Genomic DNA, 16,075 nt, shown 5'->3' on the forward strand with positions numbered 1-16,075 from the left:
GACGTCATGACCTCGGATAACCCGGCCAGCCGATCCGTTCGCCCGTGGATCGACCTGGACAGTCGCCCGTCGGTGGTAGAGAATAGTGCACTCAACATACAGTATACAGTGGCCAGTTGGAGGCACCAGATGACGGACTCCAGCAACGACACGGCGGTGCGCGAGATCAGCGACCTCTACGGCCGCCGCTACCGGGTCGGCGAGACCGACCGAGCCCTGCTGGGCCGGTCCCGGGCGTGGATGCTGCTGCTGCCCTGGGCCGCGATGCTGGCGATCAGCCTGTTCCAGTACGGCTACGGCGCCGCCCTGCCCACCCTGCTCGACGCGAACGGCTGGAGCCTGTGGCAGGCGTTCGGCGTCCTCGGCCTCTGGGTGGTCTGCCAGGCGGCCAGCTCGCCCCTGGCCGGGTGGTGGTACCAACGGCTGGGCGGGCGGCTGGCCGTACCGATGCTCGTCGGCGCCGCCTGCTGCCTCGCCGCCCTGCTCACCCTGGCGCACCGCGCCGACCTCGGCACCGTGCTGCTCGGCTACTCGGTGCTCGGCGGCGTCGGCGCCGGACTCGTCTACATGACCTGCATCGCCTGTGTCACCGAGTGGTTCCCGGAGCGGATCGCCGGCCGGGTGGCGGTGGTGAGCGCCGCGTTCGGCTACGGGTCGATCCCGTTCGTCGTCCTCGCCGGCTACGGCCTGGACGCCGGCAACCGGTCGGCCGTGCTGACCGGTACCGCGGCTGCGGTCTTCGCCGTGGTGGCCGGCTGCGGCGTGCTGATGCGCAAGCCGCCGCGCAACTGGTGGCCGGCACACATCGACCCGCAGCGCTGGGCGGTCGACCGGCGGCTCAACCGCAGCATCCCGCACAACCGCCCGGCGGCCCGGCCCTACCCGCCCCGCGCGGCGGTACGCAGCGGCATGCTGCCGTTGATGTTCGTGGTGGTGGTACTCACCGCGACGATGGCGCTGTTCGACATCGCGTACCTGGCCGGTGCCGCGTACACCCAGGGGTTGCCGGCGCTGACCCTGGTGGCCGGGATCGGCGCGCTGGCCGTGTCGAACGGCATCGGGCGGGCGGTGACCAGTTCGCTCTCCGACCGGATCGGCCGGCGCGGCACTCTCGGCCTCTCCCTGCTGGTCGGCGGGATCGCCCAGTTCGGCCTGCTCGCGGCGGCGGCCAACGACAACCATCCGGCCGCGGTGGTGGGTTTCGCCGCGCTGGCCGGTGCGGGCACCGGAGCCGGCTACTCGCTGCTGGTCAGCCTGGTGCGGGACTGGTTCGGTGACGCCGCCACGGTGCCGAACTACGGCATCGTCTACACCGGCAAGGCCGTCGGCGGGCTGCTCGGGATCGTGCTCGCCGGGCTGGTGGTGACCACTCCGGACTCGGTGGTCCCGTTCCTGGTGGCCGGTTCGCTGGGCCTGTTCGGCGCGGCGCTGACCCGCTGGATGCGCCAGCCCGGACTGGCGGTGGTCCGGCTGCCGTCGCCGCTTCGCGCGGACCGGCTCTAGTGCGGGCGAGGCCCGGTCGGCCCTACCGTGGAACGGGGCCGACCGGGCGGGTGAGACCGAGCGAGGATCGGGGTGGGGCGGAATGGGACGGGTGACGAGTCGACGTCGGCTGGTCCGGATCGTCGACGGTGTGGTCAGCGAGCCGGTGGACACGCTGGCGGCCGAGGAGCCGCTGGAGATCAGGGTGAACGGGCGGTCCCTGGTGGTGACGATGCGGACCCCGGGCGACGACTTCGACCTGGCGGCCGGCTTCCTGGTCAGCGAGGGCGTGGTACGCGCCGCCGGTGAGATCGCCGGGATCCGCTACTGCGCGGGCGCCACCGCCGACGGGGTCAACACCTACAACGTGGTCGACGTGGTACTGGCGGCCGGGGTGGCGCCACCGGACCCGTCGCTGGAGCGCAACTTCTACACCACCTCGTCCTGCGGACTCTGCGGCAAGGCCAGCCTGGACGCGGTGCGTACCATCGCGGCCTGGTCGGTGGCCGACGATCCGATGCGGCTCGACCCCGAGGTGGTCAGCACGCTGCCGGACACCCTGCGGGCCGCGCAGCGGGTCTTCGACCGCACCGGCGGGCTGCACGCGGCGGCGCTCTTCTCCGCCGACGGGCGGCTGCACTGCCTGCGTGAGGACGTCGGCCGGCACAACGCGGTGGACAAGGTCGTCGGCTGGGCGCTGCGCAACGGCCGGGTGCCGCTGCGCGGCACCGTGCTGATGGTCAGCGGGCGGGCCTCGTTCGAGCTGGTGCAGAAGGCGGTGATGGCCGGCATCCCGGCGCTGGCCGCGGTCTCCGCGCCCTCCTCGCTCGCCGCCGACCTGGCCTCCGATGCCGGGCTCACCCTGGTCGGTTTCCTCCGCGGCAGCTCGATGAACGTCTACGCCGGAGCGCACCGGCTGACCCGGCGGGCTCCGACCACCCTGTCGGCCTGACCCCGATCAGCCCGCCGCGACCGTCCGGCCGCGGCGGCTTCGTCGTGCCCGCGGCCGCCAGCCGGGGCCGGTGCCTCCGACTCGGCAACCGAGCGCGGGCGAACACCCGAGCCGCCGCCGGCAGCGGAAACCAGGGCCGGGACGTGCGAGAGGTCCGGGCGGAGGTGTCGGACTCCGCCCGGACCGGCGCCGACCTTCGGGTACGGCGGTCGCCGGGTGCCGGTCGCGTCCGTCCGACCCGGCACCCGGCCTCTCCGCCGACGGTCGGCGCATCAATAACGCCTCGCGGCTCGGCGCAGCGGTAACGCCTCGCGGATCAGCGCGCCAGCAACGTCTCGCGCATCAGTGCGGCGGTCTCGGACGGCGTCCGGCCGACCCTGACCCCGACCGCCTCCAGCGCCTCCTGCTTGGCCAGCGCCGTGCCGGACGAGCCGGAGACGATCGCCCCGGCGTGCCCCATCGTCTTGCCCTCCGGGGCGGTGAAACCGGCGACGTAGCCCACCACCGGCTTGCTGACGTGCGCGGCGATGTACGCCGCCGCACGCTCCTCCGCGTCCCCGCCAATCTCGCCGATCATCACGATCGCCTCGGTCTCGGGATCGTCCTCGAACGCCTGGAGGCAGTCGATGTGCGTGGTGCCGACGATCGGGTCGCCGCCGATGCCGACGCAGGTGGAGAAGCCGAAGTCGCGCAGCTCGTACATCATCTGGTAGGTCAGGGTGCCGGACTTGCTGACCAGGCCGATCCGGCCCCGCTTGGTGATGTCGGCCGGGATGATGCCGGCGTTGGACTGACCGGGACTGATCAGTCCGGGGCAGTTCGGCCCGATGATCCGGGTCCGGTTGCCGGTGGCCCGGGCATACGCCCAGAACTCGGCGGTGTCGTGCACCGGGATGCCCTCGGTGAGCACCACGGCCAGGCCGAGCCCGGCGTCGACCGCCTCCACCACGGCCGCCTTGGCGAACCGGGGCGGTACGAAGACCACCGTCACGTCCGCACCGGTCGCCTTGACCGCCTCGGCGCAGGTGTCGAAGACCGGGATGCCGTCGACGTCCCGGCCGCCCTTGCCCGGGGTCACCCCGGCGACGATGTTGGTGCCGGCGGCGACCATCCGGCGGGTGTGTCTGGTGCCCTCGGTGCCGGTGATGCCCTGGACCAGCACCCTGCTCTTCTCGGTGAGGAAGATTGCCATGGCTGTCACGCCCCCTTGCCGGCGAGTTCGGCGGCGAGCCGCGCCGCACCGTCCATCGTGTCCACCAGCCGTACGCCCGGAAGCGCCGCCTCGGTGAGGATCCGCCGCCCCTGCGCGGCGTTGTTGCCGTCGAGCCGGACAACCAGCGGTTTGGTGATCGTCTCGCCCCGGGCGGTGAGCAGCCCGACCGCCGCGACGATGCCGTCGGCGACCGCGTCGCAGGCGGTGATCCCGCCGAAGACGTTGACGAAGACGCTGCGTACGTCGGGGTCGCCGAGGATGATCTCCAGTCCGTTCGCCATCACCTCGGCGGAGGCGCCGCCGCCGATGTCGAGGAAGTTGGCCGGCTTGACCCCGCCGTACTGCTCGCCGGCGTAGGCGACCACGTCGAGGGTGCTCATCACCAGACCGGCGCCGTTTCCGATCACTCCGACCGAGCCGTCCAGCTTGACGTAGTTGAGGTCCTTCTCGGCCGCCCTGACCTCCAGCGGGTCGGTGGCGCTGACGTCGACGTACTGCGGGTGCCCCGGCTGGCGGAACCGGGCGTTGTCGTCCAGCGTCACCTTGCCGTCCAGGGCCCGTACGCTGCCGTCGGCCAGCCGGGCCAGCGGGTTGATCTCGACCAGGGTGGCGTCCTCGGACCGGAACACGTTCCAGAGCCGGACGAGCACCCGGGCCACGTCCTCGCGTACCTCGTCGGGCAGGCCGGCGGCGGCGGCCAGCCGGCGCGCGCTGTCCAGGTCGAAGCCGCCGGCCGGGTCCACCCAGGTCCGGGCCAGCGCCTCCGGGTTCTCGGCCGCCACCTGCTCGATCTCGACGCCGCCCTGCGCGGAGACGAGGGCCAGGAACGACCGGTTGGAGCGGTCGAGCAGGAACGACACGTAGTACTCGTCGGCGATGTCGCTGGCCTCGGTGACCAGCACCCGGTGCACGGTGTGGCCCTTGATGTCCATGCCGAGGATCTTGGTGGCGACGTCCCGGGCGGCGTCCGGTCCGTCGGCCAGTTTGACCCCGCCGGCCTTGCCCCGGCCGCCGGTCTTGACCTGGGCCTTGACCACCACGCGTCCGCCGATCTCGGCGGCGGCCGCGTGGGCCTCGTCGGGCGTACTGGCGACGCGGTTGCGGCTGACCGGTACGCCGTGCTTGGCGAAGAGTTCCTGTGCCTGGTGCTCCAACAGGTCCACCGGGCCTCCCTTCTTCTCGACCTTCGGTGGGTTGCCTCCGCCCGATGCGTGGGCCGTTCCCGGACGGGCGGGCGGAGAGACAGGGGAGTGGCGATCGGACCGGACGTGGAGATCGGACCGGCGATGGGGTGCTGGGCAGCGGAACCGGGCTCTGGCCCGGGTCGACGAGCGGGGACCGTACCGCCTGGCCTCGCTGGCTTCGGCGGAAAACGTCCCGCTACCCCCTAGACACTCCGCTGTTACATGCGCCACGATATTGCCTACCCCATACGGTATGCAATCCCGAGGTGGGGGCGGACCGGGCAACCGGTCCACGGCAACCGCGAACGGCAGGGCAACCGAGGTTCAGCTCCACGGCAGGCAGTGCACGGCGGGGCGCGCACAGGAGGTTGGCATGGGTAAGGCACTGGAGGGCGTACGGGTCCTCGACATGACGCACGTACAGTCCGGCCCCTCGTCCACGCAGATCCTGGCGTGGCTGGGCGCGGACGTGATCAAGTTGGAGGCACCGGGCCAGGGTGACATCACCCGGACCCAGCTACGCGACATCCCGGACGTGGACAGCCTCTACTTCACCATGCTGAACGGCAACAAGCGCAGCATCACCCTGAACATGAAGCACGAGCAGGGCAAGGAGGTCTTCACCCGGCTGGTGTCCGGAGTGGACATCCTGGTGGAGAACTTCGGCCCCGGCGTGGTGGAGCGGTTCGGCTTCCCCTGGGAGCGGCTACAGGAGATCAACCCTGGCCTGGTCTACGCCTCGATCAAGGGCTTCGGGCCGGGCCGCTACGCCAACTTCAAGGCGTACGAGGTGATCGCCCAGGCGATGGGCGGGGCGATGAGCACCACCGGATTCGAGGACGGGCCGCCGACCGCCACCGGAGCGCAGATCGGCGACTCCGGCACCGGCATCCACCTGGTCGCCGGCATCCTCGCCGCGCTCTACCAGCGCACCCGCACCGGGCGGGGCCAGCGGGTGCAGGTCGCCATGCAGGACGCGGTGCTCAACCTCTGCCGGGTCAAGCTGCGCGACCAGCAGCGGCTCGCGCACGGCCCACTGGGGGAGTACCCGAACGAGACCTTCGGCGACGAGGTGCCGCGCTCCGGCAACGCCTCCGGCGGCGGACAGCCCGGCTGGGCGGTGCGGTGTGCGCCCGGTGGGCCCAACGACTACATCTACGTGATCATCCAGCCGGTGGGCTGGAAGCCGATCTGCGAGCTGATCGGCAAGCCCGAACTGGCCGACGACCCCGCCTGGAGCACGCCGCAGGTGCGCCTCAACAAACTCGACAAGGCGTTCGCGCTGATCGAGGAGTGGACCGAGCGGCACACCAAGCAGGAGGTTATGGAGAAGCTCAACGCGTACAACATCCCGTGCGGGCCGATCATGTCGACCAGGGAGCTGATCGAGGACGAGACCCTCGCCGAACTCGGCTCGGTGGTCGAGGTCGCGCACCCCGCCCGGGGGGCGTACAAGACCGTCGGCAACCCGATCAAGCTCTCCGACTCGCACGTCGAGGTGGAGCGCTCGCCGCTGCTCGGTGAGCACACCCTCCAGGTACTCGGCGAGCTGGGCTACACCGAGGAGCAGGTCGGCGAGCTGCGTGCCGCCGGCGCCGTCTGAGCGGCCGGGCGCCGCGCCGGCGGCGTCCGGCACCGCACCGCCACCACCGGTCCCGTCCGACCAGAACCCGCACGTTCCCCGGCCGCCGGCCCCGCCGGCACCGGCGTTCCTGAAGGAGACGACGTAATGCCATCCAACGACAGCAGCTACGACCGCGAGGCAGTGCGGCGGGTGCTGGACCAGGCCGCTGCGGAGGGCCGGAGTTCGCTGACCGCTCCGGAGGGGCGGTTGGTGGTCGAGGCGTACGGGATCGCCACCCCGGGTGAGGGTCTGGCCGGCAGCGCCGACGAGGCGGTGGCGCTGGCCGAGCGGATCGGCCTGCCGGTGGTACTCAAGATCGTCTCGCCGGACATCCTGCACAAGACCGAGGCCGGCGGCGTGCTGGTCGGGCTGCGCACCGCCGAGGAGGTGGCCGCTGGATACGACACGATCCTCGGCAACGCGCGGGCGTACAAGGCGGATGCCAAGATCGTCGGGGTGCAGGTGCAGCAGCAGCTCGACTCCGGCCACGAGGTCATCGTCGGTACGGTCACCGACCCGACCTTCGGCAAGGTGGTGGCGTTCGGGCTCGGCGGCGTACTGGTCGAGGTGCTCAAGGACGTCCAGTTCCGGCTCGCCCCGACCGACACCGCGACCGCGCTGTCGATGATCGACGGGATCGCCGCGGCCGAGATCCTGCGCGGCGTACGCGGTGCCGAGCCGGCCAACCGGGAGGTGCTGGCCGACCTGATCGTCCGGCTGTCGAACCTGGTCACCGACTTCCCGGAGCTGGCCGAGGTGGACCTCAACCCGGTGCTGGCCACCGCCGCCGGCGCGATCGCGGTGGACGTGCGGATCCTGGTCGACCCGGCCGCCGCGACCCAGCCGGAGCGATTCACCGACGAGGAGATCCTGGCCAGCATGAACCGGATCATGCGGCCGGCCTCGGTCGCGGTGATCGGCGCCTCCGCCGAGGCCGGCAAGATCGGCAACTCGGTGATGAAGAACCTGGTCAACGGCGGCTACCAGGGCGAGATCTACCCGATCAACCCGAAGGCCAGCGAGATCCTGGACCGCAAGGCGTTCAAGAGCATCTCCGACGTGCCCGGTCCGGTCGACGTGGCGGTCTTCGCCATCCCGGCCAAGTTCGTGCCGCAGGCGCTGGCCGAGGTCGGTGCCAAGGGGGTGGCCGGGGCGATCCTGATCCCGTCCGGCTTCGGTGAGACCGGCAACCACGAGTTGCAGGCCGAGGTGGTCAAGGTGGCCCGCGAATACGGGGTCCGCATCCTCGGGCCGAACATCTACGGCTACTACTACACCCCGGAGAACCTCTCGGCGACGTTCTGCACCCCGTACGACGTCAAGGGCGGGGTGGCGCTCTCCTCGCAGAGCGGCGGCATCGGGATGGCGATCCTCGGCTTCAGCCGGGCTGCCCGGATGGGCGTCTCCGCGATCGTCGGGGTGGGCAACAAGGCCGACATCGACGAGGACGACCTGCTGACGTTCTTCGAGAGTGACCCGAACACCCAGCTCATCGCCATGCACCTGGAGGACCTCAAGGACGGCCGCTCGTTCGCCGACACCGCCCGCCGGGTCTCCAAGACCAAGCCGGTGGTGGTGCTCAAGGCGGGCCGCACCGACCAGGGCGCCAAGGCGGCCAGCTCGCACACCGGGGCGTTGGCCGGCAACGACAAGGTCTACGACGACATCCTGCGCTCCAACGGCGTGATCCGGGCCCCCGGCCTCAACGACCTGCTGGAGTACGCCCGCGGCATCCCGCTGCTGCCCACCCCGCAGGGCGAGAACGTCGTCATCATCACCGGCGCCGGCGGCTCCGGGGTACTGCTCTCGGACGCCTGCGTGGACAACAAGCTCACCCTGATGGAGATCCCGCCGGACCTGGACGAGGCGTTCCGCGCGTTCATCCCGCCGTTCGGCGCGGCCGGCAACCCGGTGGACATCACCGGCGGCGAGCCGCCGTCCACCTACCGCAACACCATCGCGCTCGGCCTGTCCGACCCCCGCATCCACTCGCTGATCCTCGGCTACTGGCACACCATCGTCACCCCGCCGATGGTCTTCGCCGAGCTGGTCGTCGACGTGGTCGAGGAGTTCCGGGCCAAGGGCATCCACAAGCCGGTGGTCGCCTCACTCGCCGGGGACGTCGAGGTCGAGGAGGCCAGCGAGCACCTGTACCGGCACGGGATCGTCGCCTATCCGTACACCACGGAGAAGCCGGTCGCGGTGCTCGGCGCCAAGTACCGGTGGGCACGTTCCGCCGGTCTGCTGGGCGGCTGACCGGACGGCCGCTGAGCAATGCACGACAGTTCCACCCGACCAGGCAGTTGGAGGGGCCACTAAGCGACACGGCGACCCGCTCCGCGGCCAAGGGTCAACGGACACCAGCGTCGGAACCGGCCCGTCCTCCGGCTCCGTACGACGTCACAGTCCCCAGGAGGTCCAGCGTGGACGCTTCGAACAGCCCTTACCCAACTCAGCCGACGAGCACCACCCCGGCGGCCGGCACCGCCGCGTTGCCCGAGCAGCGCGGCGGTACCCCGCCGGCCCCGCCCACCGAGCAACGCGTGTGGCGGGCCGGACGGCTCGAACCGATGCCGATCCGGGAACTGCCCAAGGCTCCGCCCTCGATCCACCTGCTCGGCCCGACCGTGTTCCTCGTCGCTCTCGGCGTGGGCATGGGCGAGTCGTACATGTGGCCCCGGCTGGTCCTGATCTTCGGACCGGAGATCCGGTGGCTCTTCCTGATCGGTGTCACGCTCCAGGCGTTCGTGATGCTGGAGATGGCCCGGTACGCGATGGCGACCGGGGAGAGCATCTTCTTCGGGGCCGCCCGGGTCTTCAAACCACTGATGTGGTTCTTCTTCAGCGTGGCGATCCTGGTCTACATCTGGCCCGGACACCTCTCCACCGGCGCCGCCGCCTTCGAGGAGGTGACCGGGATACCCTGGACGGTCAGCGCCTGTGTCGGGCTGATCCTGGTCGGGGTGGTGTTCAGCCTGGCCAAGGTGATCTACCCGCTGCTGGAGAGCCTGCTCGGCATCCTGATCGGCGTACTGGTGGTCGGCACCTCGGTGGTCGCCTCGATCGTCGGGCAGTGGAGCGACGTCACCTCGACCCTCGCCGGGATGTTCCACTTCGGCTACCTGCCCAGCGAGGCGATGTCGGCGGCCTGGTTCCCGGTGATCGTCGGTGCGATCGCCTTCGCCGGCCCGTCCGGGATGCAGCAGATGTGGTACACGCTGCACCTGCGGGACTCCGGTGCCGGCATGGGCGCGCACATCCCGAAGATCCGTGGCCTGCGGCATGCGGGTGAGCAGGAGGAGATGCCGTCCCGCGGCTTCATGTTCGACACCGACAGCCCGGAGGAGATGAAGAAGTGGAAGGGCTGGCGGCGCTGGGTCACCTTCGACGCCCTGCTGCTCTTCTGGGGCGTCACGATGCTGGTCACCATCTCGTTCACGGTGCTGGCCCAGACCGCCGTCCGGGAGAACCCGGGCGTCGGGGACGTGATCCGCGACGGTGAGCGGGAGGCGGCGCTGACCGCGATGGCCGACGCGTTCGCCTCGGCCGGCGCGCCGGTGCTGCACGGGGTCTTCCTCGGCTTCATCGCGCTGATCGGTCTCAACGCCACGCTCGGCCTCTTCGACTCGTTCTCCCGGGGCCAGGCGGACATGACCTACCACTTCGTACCCGGAGCCAAGCGGTTCAGCATGTCGAAGCTGTACGCCGGGTTCCTCTGGGGTGTCATCGCCTTCGGCATCCTGATCCTGAACTTCGGTCCGGCGGACGGCCCCGGCGCGATCCTCGACGTACTGGCCTTCCTCTCCACCTTCGCGATGGGCGCATACTGCGTCGTGCTGCTGCTGGTCAACAACCGGATGCTTCCCAAGCCGATCCGGCCGGGCATCGTGCAGAACGCGGTGATCGGGTTCGGCGCGGTGTTCTACCTCGGCATGTTGATCTACAGCCTGGTCCGGTTCGGCGTGGTCATCGACTGAGGTGACGGGAGGAGTTGTCATGATCAAGCGGAGTGAGGGAACGCCGTGACCGGCCATAAAGTACGCCACCTCGGTGAGCTCGCCCTGCCGGGAGCCGGCATCGGGGCGACCGCCGGGGTGGCGGCCGTCGGGCTCGCCCTGCTCGCCGGCCAACCGTTCGACTGGGCCCTGGCCCACGGCGTGGGGCTCGGTCTGCCGCTGGTACTGCTCGGCGGCGGCTTCAGCCTGCTGCTGGGCGCCGGCGTCGCCTCGCCGGGCGTCTTCGCCCCGGCGGCGCTCTACTGGTTCATCGGGTTCCCGGTCGCCCGGGTCGCCCACGAGATGCTGGTCGGCCTGATGGTCGTCGGCCGGCCGGCGCTGCCGCCCGACCTGCTCGGCTTCCTCGCCTACCAGGCGATCGTCAGTCTCGGCTTCGCGATCGGGTTCAGTTGGCTGCACGAGCGGATCGCGCCGGGCTGGCTGCGCCGGGTCCGGCACCGCAACCCGGCGGCCGACCGGCTGTACGCCTTCTACCTCCAGCACGCCGAGGCGCAGTGGAAGGCCCGGGAGAGTCGTAGGCGGGCCCGGGCCGCCGGCCGGGGTACCGGCCGACCGACCCTGTTCCGAGCAAAGGGAGAGCTTTAACGCTTCCCCACGGTTGGAAGCCGGGGGATTTCTGGCTCGGACCGCACGAGAGCACCGCCAAGGAAGGAGGTGATCGCATGTCTTACGTCGTCGGCGCCAGCACGGTCGCGTTCTGCCGTGGCGAGGATCGTCCTCGCGGCGTTCCGGTCGCGGCAGGCGGTGTATCCGCAGTCGTGGCACCGGAAGACTCTGATATCCAGCCCGAGGCGGTGCTTGGCGTCGTGGGTGTTCTGCCGGGCCGCCTTCTTCGCCAGCTTCGCCGCCTGGCGTTTGGCGCGCAGGTAGCCGTTCGACGGCGGGGCACCCCTGGGGCGCCGACGGCGGGCCATTCGGCGGTGGAGTTTGGCGAGTTCGGCGGCGCAGCGTTTGCGGTGGCCGTGGTGTGGCAGGTCGTAGGCGGGGTCGGTGGTCGTCGCGGTCGTCGTGACACCCCAGTCGACACCGATCGCCCCCTCGACGCCAGGCGCGGGTGTGATCCCGCGGCGGACGACGAAGGAGGCGTACCAGTGCCCAAGCGGGTCCTGGTAGATCCGGACGCTGGTCGGATCGGACGGCAGCTCCCGGGACCAGACCACCGGAATGGTGACGCCGCCGGGCAGCCGCAGCCGACGGTCACGGATCGAGAACCCACGCACCGTGTATTCGAGGCTGGGCCGGGAGTCCTTACGCCCCTTCGGTCTCGGCCGGCCGCGTCCCTTCACGCTGAAGGAGTGCTGAAGGGCCAGGGCGTAGGTACGCAGCGTCTGCTGCTCGGCGACCTGGGAACCGTCGCGCAGCCACGACGAGCGGGCCCGTGTCTCGGTCAGCAGCTTCGACAGCTTGCAGAAGGTTGGCCTATGGCCGGTCCGCTGTTGGTGGACGGCCTCGTTCCACAGCCAGCGACACCGCCCCCACTCGGCCAACAGCGCGGCCCGCGCGGTCGCGCCGGGACGCAACCGGTAGGTGTACCGCACCGTTTCGTCCACACCCAGCAGCATCCCAGCCGCATCCGACAACTTGCCCACAGAGGAGCCGACGCCATGCGGATAATCAACAACACACCCGACCGCCCATTCTTCCCCGTGGCCGAAGCCAGGGGATTCTCGGGCGGCTCGTGATGAACCTGCCGGTCTGGGTATGGGCCGTGACGATCGTCGGCTTCCTGGCGATGATCGCCTTCGACTTCTACCTGGTCGCTCGCAATCCGCGCGAGCCGGCCTTCCGGGAGTGCGTGGCCTGGGTGAGCTTCTACGTACTGGCCGCGGTCGCCTTCGGGTTCGTCGTGATGGCCACGGCCGGGGTCAGCTACGGCGGCCAGTTCTTCGCCGGCTGGCTCACCGAGTACTCGCTCAGCGTCGACAACCTGTTCGTCTTCATCATCATCATGAGCCGGTTCGCGGTGCCGGTCCGCTACCGGCAGAAGGTACTGCTGATCGGCATCGTGCTGGCGCTGCTGATGCGGGGCGTCTTCATCGCGGCGGGCGCCCAGGCGGTCGCCCGGTTCGACTGGCTCTTCTACCTGTTCGGCGCGTTCCTGATCTACACCGCGATCAAGTTGGTCGGTCCGCAGCAGGAGGACGAGTTCTCCGAGAACTTCGCCCTCCGTACCGCGAAGCGGATCCTGCCGACCACGGAGTCGTACCGGGGCGCGTCGGTGTTCGTCCGGGTGGACGGCCGGACGTTGGTGACCCCGATGTTGATCGTCATGATCGCCATCGGCACCACCGACCTGCTGTTCGCGCTCGACTCGATCCCGGCGATCTTCGGACTGACGCAGGAGCCGTACCTGGTCTTCACCGCGAACACGTTCGCGCTGATGGGCCTGCGGCAGCTCTACTTCCTGCTCGGCGGCCTGCTCGACCGGCTGGTGTACCTCAGCAAGGGCCTGGCGTTCATCCTGGCCTTCATCGGCGTCAAGCTCGTGCTGGAGGCGGCGCACCACGACGGGGTCTCCTGGGCGCCGTCGGTGCCGATCGCCGTCTCGCTCGGGGTCATCATCGGTACGCTGCTGGTCACCACCGTGGCGAGCCTGGCGAAGTCCCGGCGGGACGAGGCGCAACGGCCGTCCGCCGCCACGGAGGGGGCGGGGGCCGAGGCCCCCGGTGCCCACGACACCGTGACGGCGGACCGGGATGCGGTCTGACCGGTCGTCAGACCTTGATCAGGTCTTCGTCCGCGGCGGAGCCACGGAGGAAGCGCTCGATCTCCTCGTCGCTCGGCCGGGCGGCCCGACGCTGGTTCTCCAGCGCGGCCGCCAGGCCGAGCCCGAGGGAGCGACCGTCAGCCGGGAACCCGGTCGGCAGGGCCAGCCGGTCGGAGAGTCGGGTCAGGGAACGTGAGAACGTTCGCCAGGTGGTCATGACAACATCACTCCTGCTTGTCGGTCTTCCCGGGAAACGACGCTTCCCGGGACCGTGCGCACCGGACCGGACGGCTTGAGACCGTCCGGGACGGTGGTCCGGCAGGACACCCGGGTGTGCCTGGTGGGGCCGGGCACACCCCGGGTCGCCGGATCTTCCGCCGTCACGCCTCGTCGCGTGGCGGCCGGATCTATGTCTGTCGCCGGGATCGATGACCGGCGGGGGTCTCCCGCGGCGGCCGTGCGGGGCCGCGGCCTCGCGGCCCGGACCATGGTGTAACGGTACGCCGGCTCCTGTGTGGACCTACCCGGTGCCGCGTCACCAGAAACCCTCGCGCTCGTCCTGTCCGGCGACAGGTCCTTGTTCGACGGTCCCAGGATACCGCCTTCGGTATACAAAAAACCGGCCTAGTGACCAAAGCCACCGCGTCGCCGACCGGCCCGCGACCACCAGTTCGGTGCCGGTACGGGCCAGGCTGCCCGGAAAACGTCCCTGCTACCCCTAGACACCTCGCTGTTACATGGTCCACGATTATTGCCTACCCCATACGGTATGCACTTCTAGGGACAGCGAGGGGGAGGACGTCGCTTCCCGTGCGCGCTTGCGCGCAGTGCCCGTCGTCGCCGTCGCCGGTCACGTCAACCTCGACGATCGATAGCAAAACTACATATTGTACGCAGAAGTCGCACGACGATGATGGAGGACTCTGATCATGACCATCGCTTCCCTCCGGGAGTCAGACGCTGGCGACCTCGTAGGTGCGCAGAAACTCACCGACGGGATCCATCTGGTCGTCGATGCGCTCAAGCTGAACGAGGTCGACGCCATCTACGGCGTCGTCGGCATCCCGATTACCGACCTGGCCCGCCTGGCGCAGGCGTCCGGCATCCGCTTCATCGGCTTCCGGCACGAGAGCGCCGCCGGGCACGCGGCGGCGGCGGCCGGGTTCCTGACGAAGAAGCCGGGAATCTGCCTCACGGTCTCCGCTCCGGGATTCCTCAACGGGCTGGTAGCCCTGGCCAACGCCACCGTGAACTGCTTCCCGATGGTGCAGATCTCCGGGTCCAGCGAGCGGCACCTCGTCGATCTGCAGCGGGGCGACTACGAGGAGATGGACCAGTTGGCGGCGGCTCGACAGTTTGCCAAAGCGGCATACCGCGTACACCGGGCGGAAGATATCGGCCGCGGCGTGGCCCGCGCGATCCGCACTGCCGTGTCCGGACGGCCGGGAGGGGTCTACCTCGACATCCCGGCTGCGGTCCTCGGCGAGGTCATCGACGCGGATCTGGGCGCGGCGTCACTGTGGCGGGTCGTCGACCCGGCACCGCGTCAGGTACCCGAACCCGCGGCCCTGGACCGCGCGATCGAACTGCTCGCCAGCGCCCAGCGGCCGCTCGTCGTGCTCGGCAAGGGCGCCGCGTACGCGCAGGCGGACGATCAGATCCGACAGTTCGTCGAGCTCACCGGTGTGCCCTACCTGCCCATGTCGATGGCGAAGGGCCTGCTGCCCGACGACCACCCGCAGTCGGTGGCCAGCACCCGGTCACTGGCCCTGCGCCGGGCCGACGTCGTGATGCTCGTCGGTGCGCGCCTGAACTGGCTGCTCGGACACGGCGACGCACCGCAGTGGAACTCCGACGCAAAGTTCATCCAGGTGGACATCGCCAGCACCGAGTTGGACAGCAACCAACCCATCGCGGCGCCGCTCGTCGGTGACGTCGGCTCGGTGATGCAGGCCCTGATCGACCGGACCACACCCGGCCAGATCGCGGTCCCGACCCAGTGGCGGGACGAGCTCTCGGCCCGCTCCGCGGAGAACGTCGGCAAGATGGCCAAGCGCCTCAAGGCCGCCGAAACCGCACACCCGATGAAGTTCCTGGGCGCGTTGCAGGCCATCCGCGACGTCCTGCGGGAAAACCCGCAGACCTATGTCGTCAACGAGGGCGCGAACGCGCTGGACCTGGCGCGCAACACGATCGGTATGCGGGTGCCGCGACACCGCTTGGACAGCGGCACCTGGGGCGTGATGGGCATCGGCATGGGGTACGCGATCGCCGCAGCGGTCGAGAGCGGAGACCCGGTCGTCGCCATCGAGGGCGACAGTGCGTTCGGGTTCAGCGGCATGGAGCTGGAGACGATCTGCCGCTACGGTCTGCCCGTCGTCACGGTCGTGCTGAACAACAGCGGCGTCTACCGCGGTGACGATGCGTCACCGTCCGGGGACCCGGCACCGACCGCCCTCAGGGCCCGGCACGATCTCATGATCGCCGCATTCGGGGGCAAGGGCTATCGGGCGACGACGCCGGGGGAGGTCACCGCCGCGCTGCGCGAGGCCCTGGCACAACGCCAGCCGGCGCTCATCGACTGCGTCATCGACCCCACCGACGGAACCGAGAGCGGCAACATCGCCCACCTCAACCCCAAGGGCATCACCGTGCAGCGGTGAGGACGACCGGCTTCCCCCGGATCCCAAGGCGCGCAGCGATGGCGGCACCGCGCGGTACCGCCCGGGTCGGCGAGGAGGGCGTCGAACATCCCGCTCGGATGCCTCGGCCGGCCCACGCATCCTGAGCAACACCAGCCGCCGCTTTCGACAAACCCGCGGTGCGGGTGGGCGGCCCGTCGATGCGCGACCGCGTGCTCGCCGTGGTACGCGACACGTCCCCCGCATCGTGCTCGG

12 protein-coding genes are annotated in these 16,075 nt (G+C 70.3%); 8 read left to right on the forward strand and 4 right to left on the reverse strand.

The window, feature by feature from the left end; all coding sequences use genetic code 11:
* The first annotated feature begins 129 nt into the window (after positions 1 to 129).
* Both ACSMXO_RS15930 and fdhD read left to right on the forward strand, forming a co-directional pair.
* Positions 130 to 1,503 carry an OFA family MFS transporter gene (locus ACSMXO_RS15930; protein WP_346256610.1) on the forward strand — a complete coding sequence of 458 codons (1,374 nt, stop codon included), beginning with the start codon at positions 130 to 132 and terminating at the stop codon, positions 1,501 to 1,503.
* An 82-nt stretch (positions 1,504 to 1,585) separates the two neighbouring features.
* Complete coding sequence (gene fdhD / locus ACSMXO_RS15935; protein ID WP_346256611.1) at positions 1,586 to 2,434, forward strand: formate dehydrogenase accessory sulfurtransferase FdhD; 849 nt, start codon at positions 1,586 to 1,588, stop codon at positions 2,432 to 2,434.
* Between the two features lie 316 nt (positions 2,435 to 2,750).
* Here the strand turns inward: fdhD and sucD are convergent, their stop codons facing one another.
* Both sucD and sucC read right to left on the reverse strand, forming a co-directional pair.
* Complete coding sequence (sucD, locus tag ACSMXO_RS15940) at positions 2,751 to 3,626, reverse strand: succinate--CoA ligase subunit alpha (protein WP_455419249.1); 876 nt, start codon at positions 3,624 to 3,626, stop codon at positions 2,751 to 2,753.
* A gap of 5 nt (positions 3,627 to 3,631) precedes the next feature.
* On the reverse strand, positions 3,632 to 4,810 hold the full coding sequence (gene sucC / locus ACSMXO_RS15945) for an ADP-forming succinate--CoA ligase subunit beta (protein ID WP_346256613.1): 1,179 nt from the start codon (positions 4,808 to 4,810) through the stop codon (positions 3,632 to 3,634).
* A 394-nt stretch (positions 4,811 to 5,204) separates the two neighbouring features.
* Between sucC and frc the strand changes: the two genes are divergently transcribed.
* From frc to ACSMXO_RS15965, 4 genes are all read left to right on the forward strand, one after another.
* A complete protein-coding gene (gene frc / locus ACSMXO_RS15950) occupies positions 5,205 to 6,434 on the forward strand; it encodes a formyl-CoA transferase (RefSeq protein WP_346256614.1) in 1,230 nt (409 codons plus the stop codon).
* A gap of 126 nt (positions 6,435 to 6,560) precedes the next feature.
* Positions 6,561 to 8,711 (forward strand): acetate--CoA ligase family protein, encoded by a 2,151-nt coding sequence (locus ACSMXO_RS15955; protein ID WP_455418327.1) that lies wholly within the window; start codon positions 6,561 to 6,563, stop codon positions 8,709 to 8,711.
* A 167-nt stretch (positions 8,712 to 8,878) separates the two neighbouring features.
* Positions 8,879 to 10,432: an Nramp family divalent metal transporter gene (locus tag ACSMXO_RS15960; protein WP_455418328.1), complete on the forward strand. Its 1,554-nt coding sequence runs from the start codon at positions 8,879 to 8,881 to the stop codon at positions 10,430 to 10,432.
* Between the two features lie 45 nt (positions 10,433 to 10,477).
* Entirely contained in the window at positions 10,478 to 11,056 is a 579-nt protein-coding gene (locus ACSMXO_RS15965; RefSeq protein ID WP_455418329.1) for a hypothetical protein, read from the forward strand.
* On the opposite strand, the gene ACSMXO_RS15970 is transcribed toward ACSMXO_RS15965, so the two are convergent.
* The gene (locus ACSMXO_RS15970; protein WP_455418330.1) at positions 11,053 to 12,021 is read right to left on the reverse strand and encodes an RNA-guided endonuclease TnpB family protein; all 969 of its coding nucleotides are present in this window, start codon (positions 12,019 to 12,021) and stop codon (positions 11,053 to 11,055) included. The two genes, ACSMXO_RS15965 and ACSMXO_RS15970, sit on opposite strands and share 4 nt — an antisense overlap.
* A 131-nt stretch (positions 12,022 to 12,152) precedes the next feature.
* Here ACSMXO_RS15970 and ACSMXO_RS15975 point away from each other — a divergent pair, with 131 nt between their 5' ends.
* On the forward strand, positions 12,153 to 13,178 hold the full coding sequence (locus ACSMXO_RS15975; RefSeq protein WP_455418331.1) for a TerC family protein: 1,026 nt from the start codon (positions 12,153 to 12,155) through the stop codon (positions 13,176 to 13,178).
* 7 nt (positions 13,179 to 13,185) lie between these two features.
* Here ACSMXO_RS15975 and ACSMXO_RS15980 read toward each other — a convergent pair whose 3' ends face one another.
* Positions 13,186 to 13,395: a hypothetical protein gene (locus ACSMXO_RS15980; protein ID WP_455418332.1), complete on the reverse strand. Its 210-nt coding sequence runs from the start codon at positions 13,393 to 13,395 to the stop codon at positions 13,186 to 13,188.
* A gap of 712 nt (positions 13,396 to 14,107) precedes the next feature.
* On the opposite strand from ACSMXO_RS15980, the gene oxc reads away from it, so the two are divergent.
* A complete protein-coding gene (gene oxc, locus ACSMXO_RS15985; protein ID WP_455418333.1) occupies positions 14,108 to 15,841 on the forward strand; it encodes an oxalyl-CoA decarboxylase in 1,734 nt (577 codons plus the stop codon).
* Positions 15,842 to 16,075 lie beyond the last annotated feature (234 nt).

The sequence above is a fragment of the Plantactinospora sp. DSM 117369 genome (assembly GCF_053764795.1).